Annotated in this window: 22 protein-coding genes and 1 pseudogene; 11 read left to right on the forward strand and 12 right to left on the reverse strand. The window is 49.1% G+C overall.

Annotation, left to right across the window (positions count from 1 at the left end; all coding sequences use genetic code 11):
- Positions 1–473, reverse strand: a pseudogene (locus Q7T66_RS09170) (hypothetical protein); the annotation flags it as partial.
- Between the two features lie 126 nt (positions 474–599).
- On the opposite strand from Q7T66_RS09170, the gene Q7T66_RS09175 reads away from it, so the two are divergent.
- The 3 genes from Q7T66_RS09175 (at position 600) to nadC (ending at position 4,384) form a co-directional block, all read left to right on the forward strand.
- Positions 600–2,201 carry an ABC-F family ATPase gene (locus tag Q7T66_RS09175; RefSeq protein WP_304933034.1) on the forward strand — a complete coding sequence of 534 codons (1,602 nt, stop codon included), beginning with the start codon at positions 600–602 and terminating at the stop codon, positions 2,199–2,201.
- Positions 2,202–2,384: 183 nt separating this feature from the next.
- Entirely contained in the window at positions 2,385–3,524 is a 1,140-nt protein-coding gene (gene nadA, locus Q7T66_RS09180; RefSeq protein ID WP_304933035.1) for a quinolinate synthase NadA, read from the forward strand.
- On the forward strand, positions 3,521–4,384 hold the full coding sequence (gene nadC / locus Q7T66_RS09185; RefSeq protein WP_304933036.1) for a carboxylating nicotinate-nucleotide diphosphorylase: 864 nt from the start codon (positions 3,521–3,523) through the stop codon (positions 4,382–4,384). Before nadA ends, nadC begins: the two co-directional genes overlap by 4 nt.
- A 231-nt stretch (positions 4,385–4,615) precedes the next feature.
- Here nadC and Q7T66_RS09190 read toward each other — a convergent pair whose 3' ends face one another.
- From Q7T66_RS09190 to Q7T66_RS09210, 5 genes are all read right to left on the reverse strand, one after another.
- Positions 4,616–5,392, reverse strand: coding sequence for a peptidylprolyl isomerase (locus tag Q7T66_RS09190; protein WP_304933037.1), 777 nt, complete (start codon positions 5,390–5,392; stop codon positions 4,616–4,618).
- Positions 5,393–5,462: 70 nt separating this feature from the next.
- Complete coding sequence (locus Q7T66_RS09195) at positions 5,463–5,732, reverse strand: BolA family transcriptional regulator (RefSeq protein ID WP_304933038.1); 270 nt, start codon at positions 5,730–5,732, stop codon at positions 5,463–5,465.
- On the reverse strand, positions 5,729–6,349 hold the full coding sequence (locus Q7T66_RS09200; protein ID WP_304933039.1) for a septation protein A: 621 nt from the start codon (positions 6,347–6,349) through the stop codon (positions 5,729–5,731). The genes Q7T66_RS09195 and Q7T66_RS09200 overlap by 4 nt, the downstream gene beginning before the upstream one ends.
- The gene (gene msrB, locus Q7T66_RS09205) at positions 6,346–6,768 is read right to left on the reverse strand and encodes a peptide-methionine (R)-S-oxide reductase MsrB (RefSeq protein ID WP_304933040.1); all 423 of its coding nucleotides are present in this window, start codon (positions 6,766–6,768) and stop codon (positions 6,346–6,348) included. The genes Q7T66_RS09200 and msrB overlap by 4 nt, the downstream gene beginning before the upstream one ends.
- Complete coding sequence (locus Q7T66_RS09210; RefSeq protein WP_304933041.1) at positions 6,765–8,270, reverse strand: YdiU family protein; 1,506 nt, start codon at positions 8,268–8,270, stop codon at positions 6,765–6,767. Before Q7T66_RS09210 ends, msrB begins: the two co-directional genes overlap by 4 nt.
- Positions 8,271–8,565: 295 nt before the next feature.
- Between Q7T66_RS09210 and Q7T66_RS09215 the strand changes: the two genes are divergently transcribed.
- The 5 genes from Q7T66_RS09215 (at position 8,566) to Q7T66_RS09235 (ending at position 13,642) form a co-directional block, all read left to right on the forward strand.
- A complete protein-coding gene (locus Q7T66_RS09215) occupies positions 8,566–9,816 on the forward strand; it encodes a branched-chain amino acid ABC transporter substrate-binding protein (protein ID WP_304933042.1) in 1,251 nt (416 codons plus the stop codon).
- A gap of 138 nt (positions 9,817–9,954) precedes the next feature.
- Positions 9,955–10,902 (forward strand): branched-chain amino acid ABC transporter permease, encoded by a 948-nt coding sequence (locus Q7T66_RS09220; protein WP_304933043.1) that lies wholly within the window; start codon positions 9,955–9,957, stop codon positions 10,900–10,902.
- A 3-nt stretch (positions 10,903–10,905) separates the two neighbouring features.
- Positions 10,906–12,174, forward strand: coding sequence for a branched-chain amino acid ABC transporter permease (locus tag Q7T66_RS09225; RefSeq protein WP_304933044.1), 1,269 nt, complete (start codon positions 10,906–10,908; stop codon positions 12,172–12,174).
- On the forward strand, positions 12,171–12,944 hold the full coding sequence (locus tag Q7T66_RS09230; RefSeq protein WP_304933045.1) for an ABC transporter ATP-binding protein: 774 nt from the start codon (positions 12,171–12,173) through the stop codon (positions 12,942–12,944). The genes Q7T66_RS09225 and Q7T66_RS09230 overlap by 4 nt, the downstream gene beginning before the upstream one ends.
- A complete protein-coding gene (locus Q7T66_RS09235) occupies positions 12,941–13,642 on the forward strand; it encodes an ABC transporter ATP-binding protein (RefSeq protein WP_304933046.1) in 702 nt (233 codons plus the stop codon). Before Q7T66_RS09230 ends, Q7T66_RS09235 begins: the two co-directional genes overlap by 4 nt.
- A gap of 40 nt (positions 13,643–13,682) precedes the next feature.
- On the opposite strand, the gene Q7T66_RS09240 is transcribed toward Q7T66_RS09235, so the two are convergent.
- Both Q7T66_RS09240 and cls read right to left on the reverse strand, forming a co-directional pair.
- Positions 13,683–15,266, reverse strand: a complete 1,584-nt coding sequence (locus Q7T66_RS09240; protein ID WP_370691636.1) for a diguanylate cyclase domain-containing protein — start codon at positions 15,264–15,266, stop codon at positions 13,683–13,685.
- A gap of 131 nt (positions 15,267–15,397) precedes the next feature.
- Positions 15,398–16,723, reverse strand: coding sequence for a cardiolipin synthase (gene cls / locus Q7T66_RS09245; RefSeq protein WP_304933048.1), 1,326 nt, complete (start codon positions 16,721–16,723; stop codon positions 15,398–15,400).
- A 379-nt stretch (positions 16,724–17,102) separates the two neighbouring features.
- On the opposite strand from cls, the gene Q7T66_RS09250 reads away from it, so the two are divergent.
- Together Q7T66_RS09250 and Q7T66_RS09255 are read left to right on the forward strand one after the other, a co-directional pair.
- Positions 17,103–17,291 carry a YjfB family protein gene (locus Q7T66_RS09250; RefSeq protein WP_304933049.1) on the forward strand — a complete coding sequence of 63 codons (189 nt, stop codon included), beginning with the start codon at positions 17,103–17,105 and terminating at the stop codon, positions 17,289–17,291.
- 90 nt (positions 17,292–17,381) lie between these two features.
- Positions 17,382–17,981 carry a DUF924 family protein gene (locus Q7T66_RS09255; RefSeq protein WP_304933050.1) on the forward strand — a complete coding sequence of 200 codons (600 nt, stop codon included), beginning with the start codon at positions 17,382–17,384 and terminating at the stop codon, positions 17,979–17,981.
- Between the two features lie 56 nt (positions 17,982–18,037).
- Here Q7T66_RS09255 and Q7T66_RS09260 read toward each other — a convergent pair whose 3' ends face one another.
- From Q7T66_RS09260 to Q7T66_RS09270, 3 genes are all read right to left on the reverse strand, one after another.
- Positions 18,038–18,412, reverse strand: a complete 375-nt coding sequence (locus Q7T66_RS09260; protein ID WP_304933051.1) for a hypothetical protein — start codon at positions 18,410–18,412, stop codon at positions 18,038–18,040.
- A 280-nt stretch (positions 18,413–18,692) separates the two neighbouring features.
- Positions 18,693–20,276: a TerC family protein gene (locus Q7T66_RS09265; protein WP_304933052.1), complete on the reverse strand. Its 1,584-nt coding sequence runs from the start codon at positions 20,274–20,276 to the stop codon at positions 18,693–18,695.
- 127 nt (positions 20,277–20,403) lie between these two features.
- Entirely contained in the window at positions 20,404–20,748 is a 345-nt protein-coding gene (locus Q7T66_RS09270) for a hypothetical protein (protein ID WP_304933053.1), read from the reverse strand.
- A gap of 103 nt (positions 20,749–20,851) precedes the next feature.
- On the opposite strand from Q7T66_RS09270, the gene Q7T66_RS09275 reads away from it, so the two are divergent.
- The gene (locus Q7T66_RS09275; RefSeq protein WP_304933054.1) at positions 20,852–21,694 is read left to right on the forward strand and encodes an undecaprenyl-diphosphate phosphatase; all 843 of its coding nucleotides are present in this window, start codon (positions 20,852–20,854) and stop codon (positions 21,692–21,694) included.
- A gap of 100 nt (positions 21,695–21,794) precedes the next feature.
- Here the strand turns inward: Q7T66_RS09275 and Q7T66_RS09280 are convergent, their stop codons facing one another.
- Positions 21,795–22,562 (reverse strand): GAF domain-containing protein, encoded by a 768-nt coding sequence (locus tag Q7T66_RS09280; protein ID WP_304933055.1) that lies wholly within the window; start codon positions 22,560–22,562, stop codon positions 21,795–21,797.
- Positions 22,563–22,691: the final 129 nt, after the last annotated feature.

Here is a 22,691-nt window from a genome sequence, read left to right on the forward strand (position 1 = left end):
ACTGCAAAACCAAAACCAAAACCAAAACCAAAACCAAAACCAAAACCAAAACCAAAACCAAAACCAAAACCAAAACCAAAACCAAAACCAAAACCAAAACCAAAACCAAAACCAAAACCAAAACCAAAACCAAAACCAAAAGTTCTAACTACAGCTACCGGATCGAATCTAAGTAAGATGGATTGAGGGTGACTCGCAACTATGTGGTTGCCGTCGAATTGAAGTTGAAGTTGAAGTAGCGGTTGACCTTCACCCGCTCTGACGCTGCCGTTTGTGCGGAGCAGAAAATGGAAAAAGAAGTGAACGCTGTTTGAGCCAAAGGCGAGTTTCGTTCGCTTCCCATTTTTTGATTTGCACAGATGGGAACCCGAAGGGCAGCGGCTTTGTGGTCGCCTTTCTTTGCCTTCTTTCTTTGGCGAAACAAAGAAAGAAGGTGGCAGCCGGGCCACTCCCGGCAACTGATTCAACCACATAGAACACCCATTTTCATAGAAAATCCCCGCAAAACGCAGCAAAAGCTACTGCCAAGCGCAGCCGGCCCAGCTCCACAATGGTAAAATGCCCGCCTATCCAAATTAATACCTCCAAAGGCTTTATCAGTGCTTTCCACAGCTAATATCACGATGCAGTTCGGCCCCAAGCCGTTGTTTGAAAACATTTCCGTCAAGTTTGGCGACGGCAACCGTTACGGCCTGATTGGCGCTAACGGCTGCGGCAAGTCCACTTTCATGAAAATTCTCGGCGGCGATCTGGATTCGACCGCGGGTACTGTCATGCTTGATCCGAACGAGCGCTTGGGTAAATTGCGCCAGGATCAGTTTGCGTTTGAAGAAATGCGCGTGCTGGATGTCGTGATGATGGGACACACGGAAATGTGGGCGGCGATGGCGGAACGCGATGCGATTTACGCGAATCCGGAAGCGACCGACGACGACTACATGAAGGCGGCTGACCTCGAAGCGAAGTTCGCTGAGTACGACGGTTACACTGCTGAATCGCGCGCGGGTGAGTTGTTGCTGGGCGCTGGTGTCTCTATCGACCTGCATCAAGGTCCGATGAGCAATGTGTCGCCGGGCTGGAAGTTGCGCGTATTGCTGGCGCAGGCGCTGTTTTCGAATCCTGACATTTTGTTACTCGATGAACCGACCAATAATCTGGATATCAACACGATTCGCTGGCTGGAAGATGTGCTGAATGAGCGCAACTCCACCATGATCATCATTTCCCATGATCGCCATTTCTTGAATCAGGTCTGCACTCATGTTGCTGATATGGATTACGGCACGCTGAAGATTTATCCAGGCAATTACGACGAATACATGTTTGCTTCGACGCAAGCGCGTAATCAACAACTGGCGAATAACGCGAAAGCAAAAGACAAGGTCGCAGAATTGCAGGAATTCGTGCGTCGTTTTGCTGCGAATAAATCAAAGGCGCGTCAGGCGACATCGCGTGCCAAACAGATTGAAAAAATCAAGGTCGATGACATCAAACCATCGTCACGTGCTTATCCGTTCGTGCGTTTTGATGGCGAGAAAAAATTGCATCGCCAAGCGGTGACAGTAGAAGGCATCTCCAAAGCATTTGATCGCCAGTTGTTCAAAAACTTCAGCATTACTGTTGAAGCGGGCGAGCGCGTTGCGATCATCGGTGCCAACGGCGCGGGTAAAACGACTTTGTTGCGTTGCATAGGCGGCAAGGATATTGCCGGTTTAGATGCTGACGGCGGCCGAGTCAAATGGGCGGAAAACGCCAATGTCGGCTACATGCCGCAAGATCCGACTGAAGATTTTGCCAGCGACAAAAACCTAACCGACTGGATCGGGCAATGGACGCAAGAAGGCGACGATGATCAACAGGTGCGTTCGATTCTTGGCCGTTTGCTGTTTGGTGGAGACGATGTAAAAAAATCGGTTCGCGTATTGTCCGGTGGTGAAAAAGGTCGCATGACTTACGGCAAGCTGATGCTCGGTCGTCACAACGTGCTGCTGATGGATGAGCCAACCAATCACATGGATATGGAATCGATCGAGTCGCTGAACATCGCGCTGGAAAAATACGCCGGCACCTTGATTTTCGTTTCGCATGATCGCGAATTCGTTTCATCGCTAGCAACGCGCGTGCTGGAAGTGAAAGAAAACGAAATCGTTGATTTCCAAGGTACATACGAAGAATATCTGACCAGCCAGGGTATCGACTAAGAACGGCAAGGAAAAAGCGCGACGTGGAAAATTCCCGTCGCGCTTTTTTACGTTTGCAGCCTTGTTTTAAAATAACAAACATTGCATTCGCGACGGCCAACCGTCACCTCGAAATGACGCTACAATTTGACTGCGGTATCGTCACAGCTTAACAAGTTCATCGTGTTCAATCACTGACCAGCCATGCAAATCCAGCCAATCAAAACTATTGAATTCGAACGTCCAGCAATGGAAAGCGGCACCAGTTGCGTCGCCCACGCTTGGGCGCGCTCACCGGCCACACCAACGCCGGAAGAAAAAATTGCCTTGAAGGAGCGCATCAAGCGCTTGCTGAAAGAACGCGAAGCCGTATTGGTTGCGCATTACTACGTTGATTCCGACCTGCAGGATCTGGCCGAAGAAACCGGTGGCTGCGTATCCGATTCTTTGGAAATGGCGCGCTTCGGTCGCGATCATCCGGCCAAGACGCTGGTCGTTGCTGGCGTAAAGTTCATGGGCGAAACAGCAAAAATTCTCAGTCCCGAGAAAACTATTTTGATGCCGGATCTGGACGCGACTTGTTCGCTCGATCTCGGTTGTCCTGTTGATGAATTCAATGCCTTCTGCGATGCGCATCCGGATCGCGTGGTGGTCGTTTATGCAAACACCAGCGCAGCAGTAAAGGCGCGCGCCGACTGGATGGTCACATCGTCGATTGGCTTGAAGATTGTTGAACATTTGCATGCACAAGGAAAAAAAATCCTGTGGGCACCGGACAAACATCTGGGTGGCTACATTCAAAAACAGACGGGCGCGGACATGCTGTTGTGGCAGGGCTCTTGCCTAGTGCATGACGAGTTCAAGGCAGTCGAGCTGGAACTGTTGAAGAAAGAACATCCACTCGCAAAAGTATTGGTGCATCCGGAATCGCCAGCATCAGTCGTGGCACTTGCTGACGCCATCGGTTCGACTTCGCAACTGATACACGCAGCGCAAACAATGGACGCGCCTGAATTTATCGTCGCCACCGACAACGGCATTTTGCACAAAATGAAACAGGCCGCACCGGGAAAAATCTTTATCGATGCACCGACCGCCGGCAATAGTGCGACCTGCAAGAGCTGCGCGCATTGCCCATGGATGGCGATGAATGGTTTGCAGAACTTGGCTGATGTGTTGGAGTCAGGTCGCAATGAAATTCACGTCGATCCAGAAATCGGCCGCAAGGCAACCGTCTGTATCGACCGCATGCTGGATTTTGCCGCAGCACAAAAAGCCAACGTACGTCCGTCCAGCGATCTGGCAAAAGAAGGAAAACTGTTTTCAGGAATAGGTCCGGCATGAGCCAGTTGCACAATCCATTTGCACCTTTCGATGCGGCACTGACCTTGGCGTTCGAAGCCAATATTGTGGCTGCGCTGGCCGAGGATATCGGTACTGGTGATGTCACCGGCAAGCTCGTACCTGAGCAAGAAATCGTCAACGCACACGTGATCGTGCGCGAAGCCGCGGTGCTGTGCGGCGCACCGTGGTTTGACGCCGTGATGAAGCGGCTTGATGCGCGTATCAAGATCGTCTGGAATTATGCAGAAGGTGATTTGATGAAAGCGGACAGCGAAGTGTGCGCCATCGAAGCACCCGCACGTGCCTTGTTGACGGCTGAACGTGCAGCCTTGAATTTTCTGCAATTACTCTCGGGCGTTGCGACCGCGACGCGTGAATATGTAGAACTGATAGCCGGTACCAAGGCAGCCATTCTGGATACGCGCAAAACACTCCCTGGCTTGCGTCTGGCGCAGAAGTACGCAGTGCGTGTAGGTGGCGGCAAGAATCAGCGCCTGGCGCTGTGTGACGGCATCCTGATCAAGGAGAATCACATTGCAGCAGCGGGCGGCGTTAAGGCCGCTATGCAAGCTGCGTTGGCATTGAATGCGGGTGTGACGATACAGATCGAGGTTGAAGATTTACAGCAATTGCAGGATGCGCTGGATGCTGGTGCGGAATCGGTATTGCTGGATAATTTTTCGCTGGAGATGATGGGTGAGGCGGTGGCGCTTACTAATGGTCGCGCTTTGCTCGAAGGCTCCGGCGGCGTCAATCGTGATTCGGTTCGGGCGATTGCGGAGACTGGGGTTGATCGGATTTCGATTGGTGGGTTGACTAAGGATGTGCGCGCTACGGATTATTCCTTGCGTATACTTTAAGCGAATTAGTATTGTGTATTACGAAGCCGCGTTATGCGGCTTTTTTTATGAAGTTGTGGTTTGAGTTTGGTTTGGTGTTTATTAATTTTTACGTTTCTTCGTTGTGAGTAGCCGCCGGGCTACTTCCGGCAACTAACCCTGAAGAGAGAAAAGCATCAACACCAACAAACCAAAACTAAACAACAATTAAAAAAGCGCTCCGAAGAGCGCTTTTTTAATCACAGCAAAAGATTATTGAATCTTCGCTTTAGCACGCAATTGCTGTTGGAACGCTTGCAGTTTTTTCTGTTGCAGGCCTTCTGCGATTTGCGGTTTTACTTCTTCCAGTGTCGGGATTTTCGCTGCACGTACGTCATCCAAACGGATCACGTGGTAACCGAATTGGGTTTTAACCGGTGTGTCGTACAGTTGACCTTTTTGCAGGGAAGTCATCGCATCCGAGAATGGTTTGACGAATGCTGCTGGGGCTGCCCAATCCAGATCGCCGCCGTTAGCTGCTGAGCCTGGGTCTTTAGATTGCTTGGCCAGATCTTCAAATTTGGCGCCAGCTTTCAACTTGACGATGATGGCTTTTGCGTCTTCTTCTTTTTCAACCAAGATGTGGCGAGCGTGGTATTCCTTGTCGCTTGCTTGTGCCTTGAAGCGGTCGTATTCAGCCTTGATGTCTGCGTCCTTGACCGGATTCTTTTTCAGATAGTCGGCAACCAGTGCACGGATCAGGATCGATTGGCGTGCGATTTCGACTTGGCTTTTGACATCGGCTTGGCTACCGAGGCCGAGCTTGTCCGCTTCTTGAATCAGGATTTCGCGATTGATCAATTCGTCCTTGATCATGGCGCGGAGTTCTGGGGTGTCTTGCTGACCTTGAGCAACCATTTGCTTGACCATGACGTCAGCACGGGAAGACGGGACTGGTTTGCCATTCACTACGGCCAGATTTTGTGCCATCGCAGGCAGTGCAGCGGATACGAATAATGCGACCAGCAGATGAGCAGGTTTGAAAGTCATATAAATTCCTAATGGAAGTATTTTATTAGAGGGTACGGCAATCGATCTATTTTTATTTACTAAGCGCGGGTCAAACTTCTGATGGCGCCAAAGCAGTAATGGCTAACGCATGTATTTCTTTTTGCATCATGTCATCTAGGCAATCATACACCAGCCTATGGCGTTGTATACGGCCCTGTTTTTCAAATTTATCGGAAACAATGCGCAGTCGATAGTGACTGCCACCTGAGGCAGCACCAGCATGTCCTGCATGCAAAGCTGACTCGTCTTCTAATTGACATTCCGATGGTGCAAAAGTTTCAACAAGTCGTTCCCGGATGCGGTCAATTCTGTCGCTCATTGTGGCTCTTTCATGTATTTGGACAGGATCAGGCTTTGCGCAATGATGAAGACAAACATCAATCCCATGCCGCCGAATAACTTGAAATTCACCCAAGTTGCAGTGGAAAAATTAAATGCCACATACAGATTCAGCAAGCCCATGCTCATGAAAAACGCGACCCATGACAAATTGACGCGACGCCAGATTCCATCCGGCAGCGACATTTGTTTTTCCATCATGGTGCGGATCAGGTTCTTCTTCAGGAAGATTTGGCTGAACAAGAGTGCAGCGGCAAAACACCAGTAGAGAACGGTAGGCTTCCATTTGATGAAGGTTTCATTGTGGAAGTAAATCGTCGCGCCACCGAAGAACACGATGATTGCGAACGACAGCCACAAGGTGCCGTCGACTTTTCTACGGCGAGAAAGCAGATAGCCGATTTGCACGATCGTCGCAATGATCGCGATGGCCGTCGCCAGCAGAATAGGCGCTTGCGTCAGCGTGACTTCACCACCGGAAACTAGACCGGAAAGAAATTGCTGGCCGAACGATTGCGCGGCTTCGGCATTACCTTCGCCCCATTTAAAGACGATGAAAAAAAGAATGACGGGGAAAAGGTCGAACAGGAATTTCATTTAGGCGCGCCTTCGGTCAGGTCAGGAGTGGCATCGAAGCGTAACGATGCCGAGTTGATGCAATAGCGCAGGCCGGTTGGTGGCGGGCCGTCGTTGAAGACGTGACCCAGATGCGCATCGCATACATTGCAGATGACTTCGGTGCGAATCATGCCGTAGGCGCGGTCGACTTTTTCTTTCACGTTTTCTGGATTGAGCGCAGTGAAGTAGCTCGGCCAGCCGCAGCCGGAATCGAATTTGGTATCCGACGCAAATAGCGGTGTATTGCAGCACACGCAGGTGTAAATGCCGTGTTCGTGATGATCCCAATAGCGGCCGGAATACGGCGCTTCGGTCGCAGCGTGACGGGTAACGTCGTACTGCTCATCGCCCAACATTGCGCGCCATTCGGCGTCGGTCTTGATTACTTTTTCAGTCATGATGAGCAACTCACTTCCAGGTCGTTGGCCCAGTCGGGCGGTAAGGCGGCATATTTCTCGTTTTCAGGCTGCTCGTCAAACGGTTTTTCCAGCACCTGCAATAATTTGGCGACTTCTGAAAAGTCCTTATTCTGCGCTTTTTCGATCGCAATTTGGGCCAGATAATTGCGTAAAACGTATTTGGGGTTGACTGCGTGCATTGCAAGTTTGCGCGGCTCGTCCTGGCTGTTTTCTGCTTTCAGGCGAGCAGTATATTGCTGAGCCCAGCCATCAAATGCGGCACGATCGATAAACAGGTCGCGTACCGGTTCCCAGCTATCGGCCACATCGATTTTCACATTGCCCAGACTACGGAAGAACAGTGTGAAGTCAGCATGACTGCCGTGCAGCACATCGAACAAGCCATCGAATAATTTTCCGTCATCCGGCTGGATGGTTTGCAGACCGAGTTTGGCACGCATCAGTTCCTGGAATTTTGCTGCAAAGGCTGGTTTGTAGATGCGCAGTGCGGCTTGGGTTTCTTCGACTTCGCCGATCAGGGGCAACAATGCCTGACCCAATGCATAGCAATTCCATTCGCCGATTTGCGGTTGGCGCGCATACGAATAGCGGCCTTGCTGATCGGTGTGATTGCAAATGTGGGTAGCGTCAAATGCTTCCATGAAACCGAAGGGACCGTAATCCAGCGTCAGGCCGAGTATAGACATATTGTCGGTATTCATCACGCCATGCATGAAGCCGACCGCCTGCCAGTGCGCAATCATGTGCGCGGTGCGCAAGGTGACTTCGGTGAGCAGCGCCTTGTATGGATTGTCGGCAGTCTTGAATTGCGGATAAAAATTGTCGATGACGTAATCGGCCAGCGTTCTCAGCTCATCGTGTTTTTCATTGTAAAACCAATGTTCGAACGAGCCAAAGCGCGCGAAGCTTTGCGCCATGCGCGTTGCGACCGCGGCGGTTTCACGCTGTTCGCGCATGACGATTTGATCTGAACCTGTGACGCACAAAGAGCGCGTGGTTGGGATACCCAAAGCAGCCATCGCTTCGGAACACAGGAATTCACGTATAGATGAACGCAACACCGCGCGACCGTCGCCCATGCGCGAATAGGGCGTCAAGCCGGCGCCTTTTAATTGCAGCTCCATACGGCCAGATGGTTCGATCGTTGGTGCTGGCACATCGCCGAGCAGGATCGCGCGGCCGTCACCGAGTTGTCCTGCCCATTGGCCGAACTGATGGCCGGAATACACCGCCGATAAAGGTTTCGAGCCTGCCAGGATTTGATTGCCGGTAAAGATGTCGATGAGGGTCACGTCATTGGCATCTTTAATATCAAGACCGATCAATGCCGCAGCCGACGCGCTGGTGCAGACCAGATACGGTTTAGGCAAAGGCGTAGGCATCAATGCCGTGTAATGCGCAGGCGGCAGCGCGGTAAAGGAGTTGGCAAGCGGCAGTTGGTCTATGGTGTGACCAGCTTGCGGCAATATTGGCGCGTTCATGTCAATTCCTTGAATTTCTGTAAGCCTGCAGATGGGGGCGATAGCGCAAAGTACAAATCAGATCAGAGAGTGATTGAGCAATGAATGAGGATCGAATTTAGGCTCGATTCAAATCGTGTGAATGATAGTTTGTAATACTTTGTTCAAGCCAGCTGCAGGACGAAAACGCGTATTTTGACAGAGAAGATCAAATGAGATGCGTGAGCTGGAAAATAGTTTCCTTAATGCATTTTTTGAAACAAAACTTCCCATATATATGGTATAAAAATAGCCACTATTGCTTACAAAAAATACGATGCTTCTTCGCGCTTTCTCTCTACCGATTTCACTTATTGCCACTGCAGCTTTTTCCTTCGCATACGCGCCGCTCGCGCACGCCGAGAATGTGAAAGTTGCCTTCATCGATCCTTTGTCAGGTCCGTTCGCACCAGTCGGACAAAATCTTTTGAGAAGTTTTCAAATGATGGCAGAGCGAGCCAGTCAAAAAAAATGGGGTGACGATAACACGATAGAAGTAGTTGGCTTCGATAACAAAGGTAGCCCGCAAGAATCGTTGATTCAATTGAAGTCCGCGATTGATCAGGGTTATCGCTACATCACGCAAGGCAATGGTTCGGGCGTCGCGATTGCGCTGATTGATGCGGTGAACAAGCATAACGAACGCAATCCCGGCAAGGAAGTCGTCTTTCTGAATCACTCAGCTGGCGATCCAGTATTGACGAATGAGAAGTGCAGCTTCTGGCATTTCCGCTTCGATGCGCATTCCGAAATGAAGATGGAATCGCTGACCACCTACATGGCCAAAGATCCGAGCATCAAGAAGGTGTATCTGATCGGCCAGAACTACGCATTAGGGCAAGAAGTCTCGCGCACCTCGCGTGTTTATTTGAATCGCAAGCGACCGGATATTCAAATCGTGGGTGACGATTTGCATCCTATCGGCCAAGTAAAGGATTTTGCCCCTTACGTCGCCAAGATGAAGGCCTCAGGTGCAGATACGATCATTACCGCCAACTGGGGCGCGGATCTGGCCTTGTTGATCAAGGCGGCCAAGGATGCGGATCTGAAGGCGAATTTCTATACCTATTACGCAGCGACGACGGGCGTGCCGACTGCAATGGCCGCAGCCGGGCTGGATAGAGTCCGCTACATCGCCAATTGGAATCTGAATAACGAAACCTATGCCGGCAAGGACATCATCGAGCAGTACAAGAAAAAATATAACGATGACTACTACGCGATCGCGTCCTATACGATCATGGCCATGCTGGGTAAAGCATTCAAGGAAAGCGGTTCCACCGATCCAGTGAAAGTTGCGTTGGCGATGGAAGGCATGAAGGTCACAAGTCTGAACGGCGAAGTAGAGATGCGCAAATCCGATCATCAGGCGCAACAACCTTTATACATCGCCACCTGGGTGAAGAAAAATAATACCGACGTCAAATTCGATCAGGAAGATACCGGCTACGGCTGGCGCACCAACCAAAAAATCGATGCCTATGTCGCGGCTCAGCCGACTTCTTGTCAGATGAAACGCCCCAATTAATTGCGGGCAAGGTTAGTATTGCAAAGCTGCAGATTTGTACCTGCAGCACTTGCGCAATATCGCCAACATCATCATGCGCGTAAATAGGCAGGAAGCTCACTGCCACTCGCGCTGCAATCAAACAGGGAAGCCGGTTTCTTGGAATTCACGCTGATCTCATTGCTGAACGGATTGAGCTACGGCTTGCTGCTGTTCATGCTGTCATCCGGATTGACGCTTATTTTCAGCATGATGGGCGTGCTGAATTTTGCACATGCCAGCTTCTACATGATCGGCGCGTATTTCGCATACAGCATCAGTACGGCGATCGGATTCTGGCCAGCGTTGGTGCTGGCGCCGCTGGCAGTAGGTTTGCTGGGCGCGCTGGTTGAACGCTACGGTTTGCGCAAGGTGCATAAATACGGCCAGATTCCCGAACTGCTGTTTACTTATGGCTTGTCCTACGTGATTGTCGAGCTAGTGCAATTGCTATGGGGCCGCGTTGCGGTGCCTTATGTTATTCCGGCAGAGCTGCAAGGTTCGCTGTTCACGCTCTACACCACCACCTTTCCGATTTATCGCGCCTTCATGATGTTGATTGCTGTCTTGATGCTGGTCGCGATCTATTTCGTGTTGACGCGCACCCGCATAGGCTTGGTGATTCAAGCTGCCTTGACGCATCCGCAGATGGTCGAAGCGCTAGGTCACAATGTGCCGCGTGTGTTCATGTGGGTATTCGGTGGCGGTTGTGCGCTGGCGGGTTTGGCTGGCGTGATTGGTGGCAATGCATTCGTCACTGAGCCGAATATGGCGCACGCATTGGGCAGCATCATTTTTGTTGTCGTTGTTGTGGGTGGCATGGGTTCGCTGACCGGTGCTTTGCTGGCATCGTTGTTGATAGGTGTATTGCAGACCTTTGCGGTTGCACTGGATTTCTCACTGTTGAGCATGCTCGCTGCATTGGGCTTCAACGTAGATGAAAGCACATTCGCTTACACAGCCATGCAGCTGACGATATCGCAACTCGCTCCGATATTGCCTTACCTTTTATTAGTGCTCATATTGATCTTCAGGCCCAAAGGCTTGATGGGCACGAGGGAAGGCTAGCCCATGAAAAATTTCAATCTCGGTCGCTGGATAGTGTGGGGTGGTTTTGCCTTGAGCTTGCTCATCGCGCCCTTGATTTTCAACAAGGGCGCATCGCTGTCATTACTGTGTCAGATGGGTGCATTCATTATTCTCGCTCTGTCGTACAACATGTTGTTGGGGCAGGGCGGCATGCTGTCGTTCGGGCACGCGGTGTATTCGGGGCTGGGTGCGTTTTGCGCTATCCACGCACTCAATCTTGCAGCTGCTGGCAGTGTGGCTATTCCCGTTTCGTTGATTCCATTGGTGGGTGGTTTTGCAGGGATGTTTTTTGGCGCACTGTTTGGTTATGTGACGACAAAAAAATCCGGCACCACGTTCGCGATGATCACGCTCGGTATTGTGGAATTGGTGTTCGCTTGTTCACTAATGTTTCCGAAATTTTTCGGCGGCGAAGGTGGGGTCTCAACGAATCGCGTCATCGGCGAACCTTTCTTCGGCATCAGTTACGGGCCGCAAATACAGGTTTATTACCTGATCGCATTCTGGCTTTTTTTGTGCACTCTCGCGATGTTTGCATTCACGCAGACGCCGCTGGGTCGCATCATCAATGCAGTACGTGACAATCCTGAGCGCGCAGAATTCATAGGCTACGATCCGCAATGGGTGCGCTATTTGACCTTGATGCTGTCAGCCTTCTTTGCTGGAATCTCCGGTGGTTTGACCGCCATCAATTTTGAAATCGTCAGCGCTGAAAATGTCAGCGCCTTGCGCTCCGGCTCTATCTTGTTGTTTGCGGTGATTGGCGGTACCGGCTTTTTCTTCGGTCCGCTTATTGGCGCAATCGTCGGCGTCTTTTTGACCGTCATGCTGTCGAGCTACACCAGTGCATGGCAGCTTTACTTCGGCGTGTTATTTGTGTTGATCGTCATGTATGCGCCTGGTGGAATTGCTGGGTTGATTATGCAAATTCCTGCTCTGATTCGAAGTGGAAAAATCAAGCATGTGTTGCCGCAGCTCGCGCTGGCTTTGCTGGCTGCAATGTTGGCGACGATCGGTTTTGTGATAATGGTTGAGATGCTATACCACCTGACTTTAAATGCTGCGGATGACAGCAACATGCAGTTATTCTATTTTGCTGTGGATACCGCGCAATCTTATAGCTGGTTAGCGGCGATTGCACTGATTGGTGTGGGTTTGGCTGGCTGGATAGGTATGCGTAGAAGACTTTGTCTTGTCTGGAATACAGTCGATTCAGTAAGCTCAGCTAAAGATCAGCAGGTGCAGGTATGAGCGCACTTGTGCCCGCAATCGAACTCATCGACGTCCGGAAAAGTTTTGGCAAAACCGAAATTATCCGTGGCGCCAATTTGCAAATACAGCAGGGCCAGCGTTACGCCCTGATCGGTCCGAATGGCGCCGGAAAATCCACATTGTTCAATTTGATTTCCGGTCGTTTCCCGCTGAGCAGTGGCGATATTCTATTGAATGGCAAAAGCATTGCCGGCCGTAGGCCATATCAAATCAATCGACTTGGCTTGTCACGCAGCTTTCAAATCACAAACATCTTCCATCGCTTAAGCGTGTTTGAAAATTTACGCTGCGCAGTGCTGTGGTCGCTTGGTTATCGCTATTCGTTTTGGCATCGCTTGAATGCTTTGAAAGATGCAAATGCGTTGGCCGAAAAAGTCATGGAAGAAATCGGTTTGCAGGCGAGACGAGATGTCGACGCAGGTTTGCTGACTTATGCAGAACAACGCGCGCTTGAGATAGGCATCACGATTGCTGGCGGTGCTGAAATCATTTTGCTGGATGAACCGACTGCCGGCATGAGTCGTTCGGAAGCCGAAGCCGCGGTTGAATTGATACGCAAAGTCACCGTTGGCAAAACGTTGTTGATGGTCGAGCACGACATGAGCGTGGTTTTCGATCTGGCAGATCGCGTTGCTGTATTGGTCTATGGCGAGATTATCGCGTGCGATACGCCGGCTGAAATTCGCAAGAACGAGCATGTGCAGCAAGCGTATCTCGGCAGCTCAGCAAATAGCGAGGAGCTTGTATGAGTGCGCTACTCGAAATTAAAAACCTGCACGCCTACTACGATAAAAGTCATGTGCTGCACGGCGTGGATCTGGTGGTGAAGCAGGGTGAAATCGTCAGTCTGTTGGGACGTAACGGCGTTGGCCGTTCAACTACCGTCAAGGCAGCGATGGGCATGGTAGCGGCGACCGGTTCGCTAATATTTAAAGGCCAAGAAAGTTTGGGTTTGCAGACCTTTCAACTTGCACAAAAAGGTTTGGCGTACGTGGCAGAAAGTCGCGATGTTTTTCCCACATTGACGGTAGCGCAGAATTTATTGTTGGGCGAAAAACGAAACGGTCCTTCGCGTTGGAATGCTGATGATATGTATCGTTTGTTCCCACAACTTAAAGCACGTCAGCACGTTGCTGCTGGCATGCTATCCGGTGGCGAACAGCAAATGCTGGCTTTGTGCCGCAGCTTGATGGGCGACCCCGATTTGATCATGATCGATGAACCGACCGAAGGCCTGGCCCCGCAAATCGTCGAGCTGGTGGCCGAGTTTTTGAAGGAATTGGTACAGCGCGGTGTATCGGTTTTGCTGATCGAACAAAAGCTCGATATTGCGCTAAAGATTTCTCAGCGCGTATATGTGATGGGACACGGAAAAATCGTATTTGAAGGTTCGCCGCAAGCGCTGCAATCAGATGCCGCAATACGCAAAGAGTGGTTGGCGGTTTAATAAAGTCTGTTGAATAAACTCTATTAATTAAACTAATCGATCAAATACTTGTAGTGCTGGATGCAATAGCGCATACGCGATTACGACCATTCTCTTTCGCTTGATAAAGCGCCTGATCAGCGGTGTGTACCAATTCTTGTGCAGAGTTCGCTGGCAGACTGCTACGCACTGGGAAGATAGCGGTTACGCCAGCGCTGATGGTGACGATGGATTCTCGATTTTCTGTGTGCGCTATGTTCAGTTCTTGTACTGCCGCACGTGCGCGTTCTGCGACTACTGTGGCGCCGTCTATATCTGTGCCTGGCAGCAGAATGACAAATTCTTCTCCGCCGTAACGAGCGACCAGATCGCCAGGTCTGCTTTGCACGGTTTTTAGCGCGGCACTGACAAGCCTCAGGCATTCATCGCCTTGCGGATGGCCATAGAGATCGTTGTATTTCTTGAAGTGATCGACATCCAGCATGATGACGGCGAGTGGTGTTTTGTTGCGTATGGCGCGTGCGTATTCTTCGCTTAGTGCGGCATCGAAGCGACGTCGATTTGCCAATCCAGTTAATCCATCCATTAATGCCAAGGCGGCCAATTCGCGATTGGTTTTCTCGAGATCATCTTGCGTTGCACGTAACTCCGATTGTGTGCGTTCACGTATCGCAATTTGATGGATTAGACGTAAGCCCAATATCCATAACAGCGCAATCAAGACCGCGCTGGCCAGCGCAAAGCGTATGCTTTCATCGAGCCAACTGGCTAGTACTTCTTCCTTTGATAAAGCTACACTAATCAGCAATGGATAATGCTCAAGATGGCGATAACTGTATATCCGCTCAATCTTGTCGATAATTGGTACCAATATCGTAGTGGCCGCCGGTCCATTTTTTAAATAGTGCTGATATACCGGTCCTTTTTTAATGTCGCGGCCTATCATTTTTTCGTCAAATGGACGTCGTATCAACATAGTGCCAGTGTCAGACGCCAGAAAAATTGAACCGGATTTGCCGATATCAAAGCTTTCATAAAACGTGCGGAAATATTGCATGTTGATGGTTGCCAGCACCACGCCGGCAAAGCTACCGTCAGGATGTTGCAGACGACGCGACACGGTAATGATCCAGTCGCCGGTGGAACGGCTGCGTACTGCAGGCCCGATGTATGGACCTCGAGCCGCATTCTCTCTATGAAATATGAAGTATTCGCGATCTGCGTTATTCAAATCGGTACGCAGAATTTCTTGCGAATTGACGATCCAGCGGCCTTCTTCGTCGTAGACAAAAATACCGTGCAATAGATCCAGATCCTTAACGCGTTGTCGCAAGAAGATATTCATGCGATCAAGATGCTCACGGTTCCAGGAATCCTTTTCCAACATCTCTACTAAACCTACCAGCACGTTGTCGATGCCGCCTATGGTGTCTTCACCATGTTGCGCCAGTGCGCGTGCCATATTGGCAGTGGTAATCTTGCTTTCGTTTAGTTTGCTCGCGCGCGCATGCCAGCTATTCCAAGCGAGGATGCTGATAAGTAAAAGAGTAACTAGGAAGATAAACGCAGTGAGACGTTCCTGAAGGGAAGGGCGTCTTAATTTTTTTGATGCGGGCTGGGTGGAATCAGTCAAAATTTTTGCCAAGACTAAGAGTGCACGATTATAGCGCGTCGTGCACTCGGCTCATTTTTATCTTTTTGATAACCAAAGCGCTCAGTTTTTTGAATGCTAGCGGGAGGAATATATCTTCGGATGTAGCTCTGCGGCTGTTGCTATTAAAGCCAGTATTCCAAACGACGAGCCATCCATTCGCGCATACGGTCTGAAGCAGGGCGTTCTTCCCATTTTGAAGGATCGATTTCCACCGAATTTTTCAAATCTTCATTGAAAGCACTTTCCATGACAGTGCCAAAGTTTTGATCAATCGCAATCAGATTCACTTCGCTATTGTGCAAAAAGCTGCGCATATCCAGATTAGTCGAGCCCACAGTCGACCAGTAACCATCGATGACTGCGGTCTTCGCGTGCAGGACGGATTCCTGCAATTCAAAGATGCGTACGCCACTAGCCAATAATTGGGAATAAAAAGAACGGCCTGCATGTCTGACCATGCTTGCATCCGACACGCCGGGGAAAACAATCTTCACATCGACACCGCGTTTGGCTGCCTTGGTGAGCGCATCCACCATCTGCACATCCGGTACGAAGTAGGAGTTGGTAATGTGTATCGAAGTCTTAGCTTCCTGCATGGCGAGGATGTAAGCCTTGTAGATTTCAAAATCGCCGCCAGGTTCGCTGCCGATGACGCGCACAATTTTGTCGCCTACTGGTTTCAGAGGTGGAAAGTATTTGCGTGCAGCGAGATCATCGACTTTTTGACTGACCCAAGTCTGCATGAACAACCATTGAAAGGATGCCACGGCTGGTCCTTCGACTTGAATATGCGTGTCACGCCAGCCAAGATTCGAATGGTTTTTCGAACGTGAACGAAAGAGCGAGCCAGAAGAATAATCATCCGTAATATTGATGCCACCGGTAAAAGCGATGCTGCCATCGACTACCAAAATTTTGCGGTGATCGCGATTATTCAAGTTCCATGAAATCATCCGTTTGAAAGGATTAACAGGATTGAATTCGACTACGCTGATGCCAGCATCGCGCAGTTTCTGAAAGAATTCTGGCGGAGTGCCGAGCGAACCTATGCTGTCGTAAATTACATTAACTTGCACACCTTCGCGCTGCTTTTGTATCAGCAGATCGGCGAACTCGCCGCCCAAACCTTCCTTGTCGAAAATATAGGTTTCCAGATTGATGTGGTCTTTGGCATTTTTGATCGCCGCCATCATCGCCGCCATTGTTTGCGGGCCATCATTCAAGAGTGTGAGTTTGTTGCCGGCGATGAGCGGGCGTCCGGTAGCGGCTTCTTCCAGCGCAGCCAACTCTGGTAAATCGACTTTTGCACTACGCAGTCTTTGTGAGAGCAAGGACTCCGTTTTGGCTTTGGATAATGTGCCTTGCGTCGTTTGTACGGTTGCCGAATCCTCAGCATCCAACGATGTTTTTAAATAATTAACATCGGGGAGCGATGCACAAGCAGTCATCGAAAGGCAAAATGCCACGAGTGAAAAGCTCTTCAAGAGTTGAACGCGACATTGATTACGCATAATGATTTTTATATTTTAGATTGTTCAACAAGATCAATAGCTGCTTGATTCCAAGCCCGATAACTGAGTAAGTAAGCGCAAATATCTTTTAATTAATCTTTAAAAAGAATGTCGCATTTACAGCTGATAGGCTAATCGATAGGACAGCAAATTTTCTCAAAAGTTGGCTGCCAAGCAAACTTTCTTTTTTGTATTTGTTGTGGTTTTGATTCGTGTAATTTTTACAGTCCAGCATTCATGCTTCACTTATTTAAAGTATTTGGATCCGCTGTCGTTAATAAGATAGACGCGCCACTTCAGGCGCATAAAGGCGAATATGGACGTAAGCAATATTGCTAATTTGGCGACAAGCATGGCGCAGCAGCGTAACAATATGGATGTCTCGGTTGCTGTTTTCAAAAAAGCACTGGACGCACAAAGCTCCGCAGCGCTTTCCTTGATCGAAGCGATCCCGACCGTGTCGCTGCCTCCTCATCTTGGTAACAACGTCAATACAAAAGCTTAAGCAAAAAAGCTTTTGTATTAGCGCATTTTGCAGTTGCAAAATCGACCATACGTCCGCATCTGTTTCTCTTTGAGAAATAGCTAAGGACATATGGAAACTGCAGATGCGATACACGAATTCTGGTTCGGCACTGACACCGATGACGCCAAGGTTGCTGATCAAAAGGCAAAACTCTGGTGGTCCAAAGACACTGCGGTTGATCACAATATCGCGCAGCGTTTTGAAAAATCAACATTGGCTGCTGCCGATGGCTTATTGGATTCATGGAAGTCCACCCCGCGCGGATTGCTTGCGCTCATCCTGCTCACCGATCAATTCCCCCGCAATATATATCGCGGCACGCCAGCGTCGTTTGCATACGATCACTTCGCCTTGCAATTGTGTAAGCAAGCGCTGGAGCAGGGTGTCGATCAATTATTACGACCGATAGAACGCGTGTTTTTCTATTTGCCGTTGGAGCATTCTGAAGCGATCGCTGATCAGGAACGCGCAGTGCAATTGATGGCACAACTTGCGAGCGAGGTATCCGCTGCGCAGAAAAGCACCTTCGATGGCTTCCATCAATTTGCAATTCGCCATCGCGATATCATTGCCCGCTTCGGGCGCTTCCCGCATCGTAATGAAATTTTGGGGCGAACTTCAACCGAGGAAGAAATTGCGTTTCTGAAAACGGCAGGGTCTTCGTTCTGAAGATATATAGATACGTCTATTTCAACCAAAAATAGACGTTCTTCTAAAAATGCATATCACTTTTTAGGTCTTGTTTCTTGCGTACATGATCCTGTGGCCTCGACTTCCGAGGCCACATTTTTGTAAACGTATTGAGATGTCTGGCGGTCAAAATACTGACTGGTAGTTCCATCTTCAGCAAACACAACTCTGCTTGCATTAATGTCTTTTGGAAAACCATCTTCTGAATGTCGAAATCCATTTCCCATATCAACAGATGATTTGAAAAAGCGCGGTTCAAAATCAATCTCATACTTTCGCTTGTATGTTGATGAAGTCTGATTTTTAGCGACTTCTTTGACACTGCAAACAACAATCAAATCAGCTGCATTTGATTGAATCAAAAACATCGTTAATAAGAGTCCTGCTATGCCCTTGTATAGGTGCTTCATTAAATTCCTTCTACCGCGATATTGCGCGTGATAAATTTTCTGTAAAGTGGTTCTTCAATCAAGTGCTTAAATGTTAGGAGCTTAAATAGCAAAAACGTTCCGACGTAGACCATTCGTACCAACATTCCTTATCCGCATGCCAGGACTAAATGATTGTTCTGGTTATGCGGTGGCAAGCGATAAAACTCTTTTAATCGGAGAGCGACAACGTGACTTGCTTCAAGAAAAGAATCGCGAAAAATACTGCGATAATCATCCAAAGTATTTTGTGATCTTTCACCTAGTTCTCCTGTGCCGAGAGTGGCGATTGTGCGGAGGGATCCCCATTTTTTTCAAGACGGTTAATCAACACGGTGGTAATGCGCCGGCCATCAACGCTCGCTATCTCATATCGAATGCTATCAAGTTCAATCGCCGTTCCAACTTCTGGCAGTGTTTCAAATTTACTTAATAAAAAACCGGCAATCGATGTGTAATCCGCGTCATCGCTTACCAATCCATCGGTCTCAAGTATTTGTTCCAGATAATGAAGGTCCGCGGTGCCATCGACCCTCCATCTATTTTCTCCGTCTGGCTGCACAGTGAGGTGTTCGTCCTCATCTGGAAACTCACCTGCAATCGCTTCGAGAATGTCAATCGGAGTAATCAATCCCTGGATACTTCCAAACTCATCCGATACCAACACTAATTGGCCACGTGAACGTTTGAGTGTTGCCATCGCATTTAATACGCCGGATGAATAAGGCAGCACGATGGGCTCACGCAAACTATTCTTTTCATCGATGCGTCCGTTGGTCGCCAGATCACCGAGCAAATCTTTCGTCCGCGCAATCCCTAGCATATTGTCCAATTCTGCTCGGCAGACAGGCATCAAGCTATGCGGTGTTTCACGTAGTTGCCGCATGATGTGCTCTGGATCAGCATCGATATTGACCCATGACATTTCAGTTCGCGGCGTCATGATGGATTTAATGGAGCGTTCTGCCAGAGACAGCACACCACTCACCATATTTCGCTCTTCTACGCCGAAAGTTGGTTCCTCAATGGTTGGACCGGCGTCATTTTCTGGTGCTGCTACATTCCGGCGCTTGCTACCTAGCAATCGCAATACAGTATCTGCAGTCCTGTCTCGTAAAGGAATATGCGATTCCATTTTGAGTGAATTTCTTCGTGCCAATTGGTTAAAGAACTCAATCACAATGGAGAAGCCGATCGCACCATAGAGATAACCCTTGGGGATATTGAAGCCCAAGCCTTCTGAAATCAGACTTAAACCAATCATCAACAGAAAGCTTAAACACAATACGACGACAGTAGGATGAGCGTTGACGAAGCGTGTTAAGGGCTTTGATGCCCAAATCATGATGCCGATCGAGATCACCACCGCGGCCATCATGACGCCAAGTTCATCGACCATACCAACGGCTGTAATAACCGCGTCTAACGAAAACACTGCATCCAAGACTACGATCTGCGCGACGACCACGCCGAAGCCGGCATAAACTTGCGACTGCGTATGCGTGTGTGTGACGCCCTCCAGGCGACCGTGTAATTCCATGGTTGCTTTAAACAATAGAAAGATGCCGCCTACCAATAAAATCAAATCGCGCCCGGAAAAAGAAAATGCTCCTAGCGCAAATAATGGTGTGGTAAGCGTTACTAACCAGGAAATAATCGTCAACAAACCAAGACGCATAATCAACGCAAGCGAAAGTCCAACCAGGCGCGCTTTATCACGTTGATGTGGTGGTAGTTTGTCAGCAAGAATAGCGATAAAAATGAGATTGTCGATTCCTAAAACAATCTCTAAAACGACCAGCGTCAATAGACCTATCCAGATGGTCGGATCGAATAACCACTCCATGTGAGTACCTTGTAAAAATAGTGACTCGGCCACACAAAAAAGTGACCGATAAAATAATGTGGAAACGAGCGCGTTGCTTGAAGAGGTTTACAGAAAAATGTGTAAAGCGATCAAGAACCAATAGGAATTAAAGCCGAGGTGGGGGCTTTAATAAGGGAAGATATAAGGCGTTGTTTTGCAGCGGCAAGCAAGCGGGCCTGATGGTGCCGATCTTCTCCGCTAATTCAGAGACAAGTTCTTGAATCAGGACATCGGTGAGCTCTAGATGTGCAGGCGGCTGGTCAAAACCATCTTCGCTACATACCTTATTAATTAATGACGTGATGCCGCCAGCATTATCAAATTTGGATTCGAAATTAATTTGGCTAAGGCTATCTGGCGCGACAAGATGCACAGGCGGATAATCCGCTGCGTCGGCAAATACTTGAAGGGGAAATAAGAAAATTAAACAGATGACGATAAATCGTCTCATACAAATCAGAAGCTGTGAAAAACAGAATGATTATATCTGCAAATGTTGAACTGTTTGTAATGGCGCTATTCTTACGCCTTCATGGAATATTAAAAGTTTGAATATGAATTCATCTATAGGTTGGTTAGAAGCAGCATTTTTAGGATTGATTCAAGGACTCACGGAATTCCTGCCGGTTTCCTCCAGCGCACATCTACGAATAATAGGTCCGCTCCTGCCATCGGGGACTGATCCAGGCGCAGCTTTCACAGCGATTGTGCAAATTGGTACTGAATTGGCGGTATTGCTGTACTTCAGAAAAGACATCGTCAGAATTGCCTCAGCATGGCTTAAGGCTTTATTCAATCCCGCGCTCAGAAAAGATCCAGATGTGCGCTTGGGGTGGTTGGTTATTCTTGGTTCCTTTCCCATAGCAATACTCGGCTTGGTGTTTCAAAATGCGATTGAAACATATCTACGCAATCTGTATATCACCGCCAGTATGCTCATCATCTTTGGCTTGATACTGGGTGTAGCGGATCGCTATGCGACGCAGCAACGATCACTTGATCAAATGTCTTGGCGCGATGGGATATTTTTTGGATTTGCACAAGCGATGGCACTGATCCCTGGCGTCTCCCGCTCGGGTGGCACGATTACGGCAGGATTGTTGATGGGCTACACGCGCGAAGCGGCTGCAAGATATTCTTTTTTACTAGCGATCCCCGCAGTGCTCGCATCTGGTTTTTTTCAGTTGTATAAAAGCTGGGGAGTCTCCGGCCCTGTCAGCGCAGGTGCGACCGCACTTGCTGCAGGTGTCGCATTTTTCGTCGGCTACGGAGTAATTGTCGTGTTCCTGCGCATCGTCAGTAGTAAAGGGTATTGGCCGTTTGTCGTGTATCGTATTTTTCTCGGCGTGCTGGTCCTTGCGTTGTTATGGCTTGGATATATTTCACCGGGCATTTGAGAAAATCAAAGCCATCAGAATTTTGTTTTTAGCGTAATACACATTACGCTGAACAAAAGTTTTCGCCGATAGCAAACCGATTGCTATCGGCGAAAACCGATTACTCCGCTTTGCCAGATCGCTTCAGTTCATCCGACGCGATGGCCGCTAATTCTTTCAATGCGCGTATTTCCTTCTCTCGTAATTTACGCGGTTCCTGATCAAGTACACATAGCGTTCCCAGACGATAGCCATCAGCATCGATCAACGGAAAGCCTGCATAAAAGCGGATGCGCGGATCGTCCGTAACAAATGGATTGCTCATGAAACGGGGATCGGTACGTGCGTCCTCCACGATCAGCGGCTCATCATGCAAGATGGCGTGACTGCAGAATGCCCACTTGCGCGGTGTTTCTTCGACGTCAATACCGATACGCGATTTGAACCATTGACGTCGCGCCGTCAGGATTGAAATCAGAGCAACCGGCATGTCGGTAATCTGACTGGCGAGCCAGGTGAGGCGATCAAATACCGGGTCAGCCGGTGTGTCCATGATGTCGGTTCTGTCCACTGCCAGCAAGCGCTCGGCTTCATTGGCAGGGACGGGGTAATCCGGTTTTGCTAGAGGTAAAAATTCCATAGCCGAAGGTTCCGACAAACCGCTCCCAGCTATTGCCGGTTTCTTTTTCACTCGCTGCTCTAGCAAATGCGTCACTGCGCTTAGTCGAACGCGTCTATGCCCGCCCGGTGTTTTCCACGACGCGATTGCGCCACTCTCTATCCAGGTTTGCGCCGTACTGACGGCCACTCCCAGCAGGCGCGCAGCGCTGCGCGTGGTCAGGATCGGATCGTTGTTTTCGGATTGTTCCTTGATGCGGTGGTTTGGCATAGGTTTTTATTATGAAAAAAGCATGAACGTACTTAGTGCTATCAATAATATGCTCAATTTAACCAAATATGACATTTGATTTGTTGATTTCAGGAAATTAAAAGATATTATTAGCGTCATATAAATCTA

The organism is Herminiimonas sp., from assembly GCF_030655415.1.

Bases quoted from the DNA above. Each gene is read 5' to 3' on its own strand.
- nadA (WP_304933035.1), top strand. From the start codon at position 2,385: ATGCAAATCCAGCCAATCAAAACTATTGAATTCGAACGTCCAGCAATG.
- nadC (WP_304933036.1), top strand. From the start codon at position 3,521: ATGAGCCAGTTGCACAATCCATTTGCACCTTTCGATGCGGCACTGACC.
- Q7T66_RS09190 (WP_304933037.1), bottom strand. From the start codon at position 5,392: ATGACTTTCAAACCTGCTCATCTGCTGGTCGCATTATTCGTATCCGCT.
- Q7T66_RS09195 (WP_304933038.1), bottom strand. From the start codon at position 5,732: ATGAGCGACAGAATTGACCGCATCCGGGAACGACTTGTTGAAACTTTT.
- Q7T66_RS09200 (WP_304933039.1), bottom strand. From the start codon at position 6,349: ATGAAATTCCTGTTCGACCTTTTCCCCGTCATTCTTTTTTTCATCGTC.
- msrB (WP_304933040.1), bottom strand. From the start codon at position 6,768: ATGACTGAAAAAGTAATCAAGACCGACGCCGAATGGCGCGCAATGTTG.
- Q7T66_RS09210 (WP_304933041.1), bottom strand. From the start codon at position 8,270: ATGAACGCGCCAATATTGCCGCAAGCTGGTCACACCATAGACCAACTG.
- Q7T66_RS09215 (WP_304933042.1), top strand. From the start codon at position 8,566: ATGCTTCTTCGCGCTTTCTCTCTACCGATTTCACTTATTGCCACTGCA.
- Q7T66_RS09225 (WP_304933044.1), top strand. From the start codon at position 10,906: ATGAAAAATTTCAATCTCGGTCGCTGGATAGTGTGGGGTGGTTTTGCC.
- Q7T66_RS09230 (WP_304933045.1), top strand. From the start codon at position 12,171: ATGAGCGCACTTGTGCCCGCAATCGAACTCATCGACGTCCGGAAAAGT.
- Q7T66_RS09235 (WP_304933046.1), top strand. From the start codon at position 12,941: ATGAGTGCGCTACTCGAAATTAAAAACCTGCACGCCTACTACGATAAA.
- cls (WP_304933048.1), bottom strand. From the start codon at position 16,723: ATGACTGCTTGTGCATCGCTCCCCGATGTTAATTATTTAAAAACATCG.
- Q7T66_RS09250 (WP_304933049.1), top strand. From the start codon at position 17,103: ATGGACGTAAGCAATATTGCTAATTTGGCGACAAGCATGGCGCAGCAG.
- Q7T66_RS09255 (WP_304933050.1), top strand. From the start codon at position 17,382: ATGGAAACTGCAGATGCGATACACGAATTCTGGTTCGGCACTGACACC.
- Q7T66_RS09260 (WP_304933051.1), bottom strand. From the start codon at position 18,412: ATGAAGCACCTATACAAGGGCATAGCAGGACTCTTATTAACGATGTTT.
- Q7T66_RS09265 (WP_304933052.1), bottom strand. From the start codon at position 20,276: ATGGAGTGGTTATTCGATCCGACCATCTGGATAGGTCTATTGACGCTG.
- Q7T66_RS09270 (WP_304933053.1), bottom strand. From the start codon at position 20,748: ATGAGACGATTTATCGTCATCTGTTTAATTTTCTTATTTCCCCTTCAA.
- Q7T66_RS09275 (WP_304933054.1), top strand. From the start codon at position 20,852: ATGAATTCATCTATAGGTTGGTTAGAAGCAGCATTTTTAGGATTGATT.
- Q7T66_RS09280 (WP_304933055.1), bottom strand. From the start codon at position 22,562: ATGCCAAACCACCGCATCAAGGAACAATCCGAAAACAACGATCCGATC.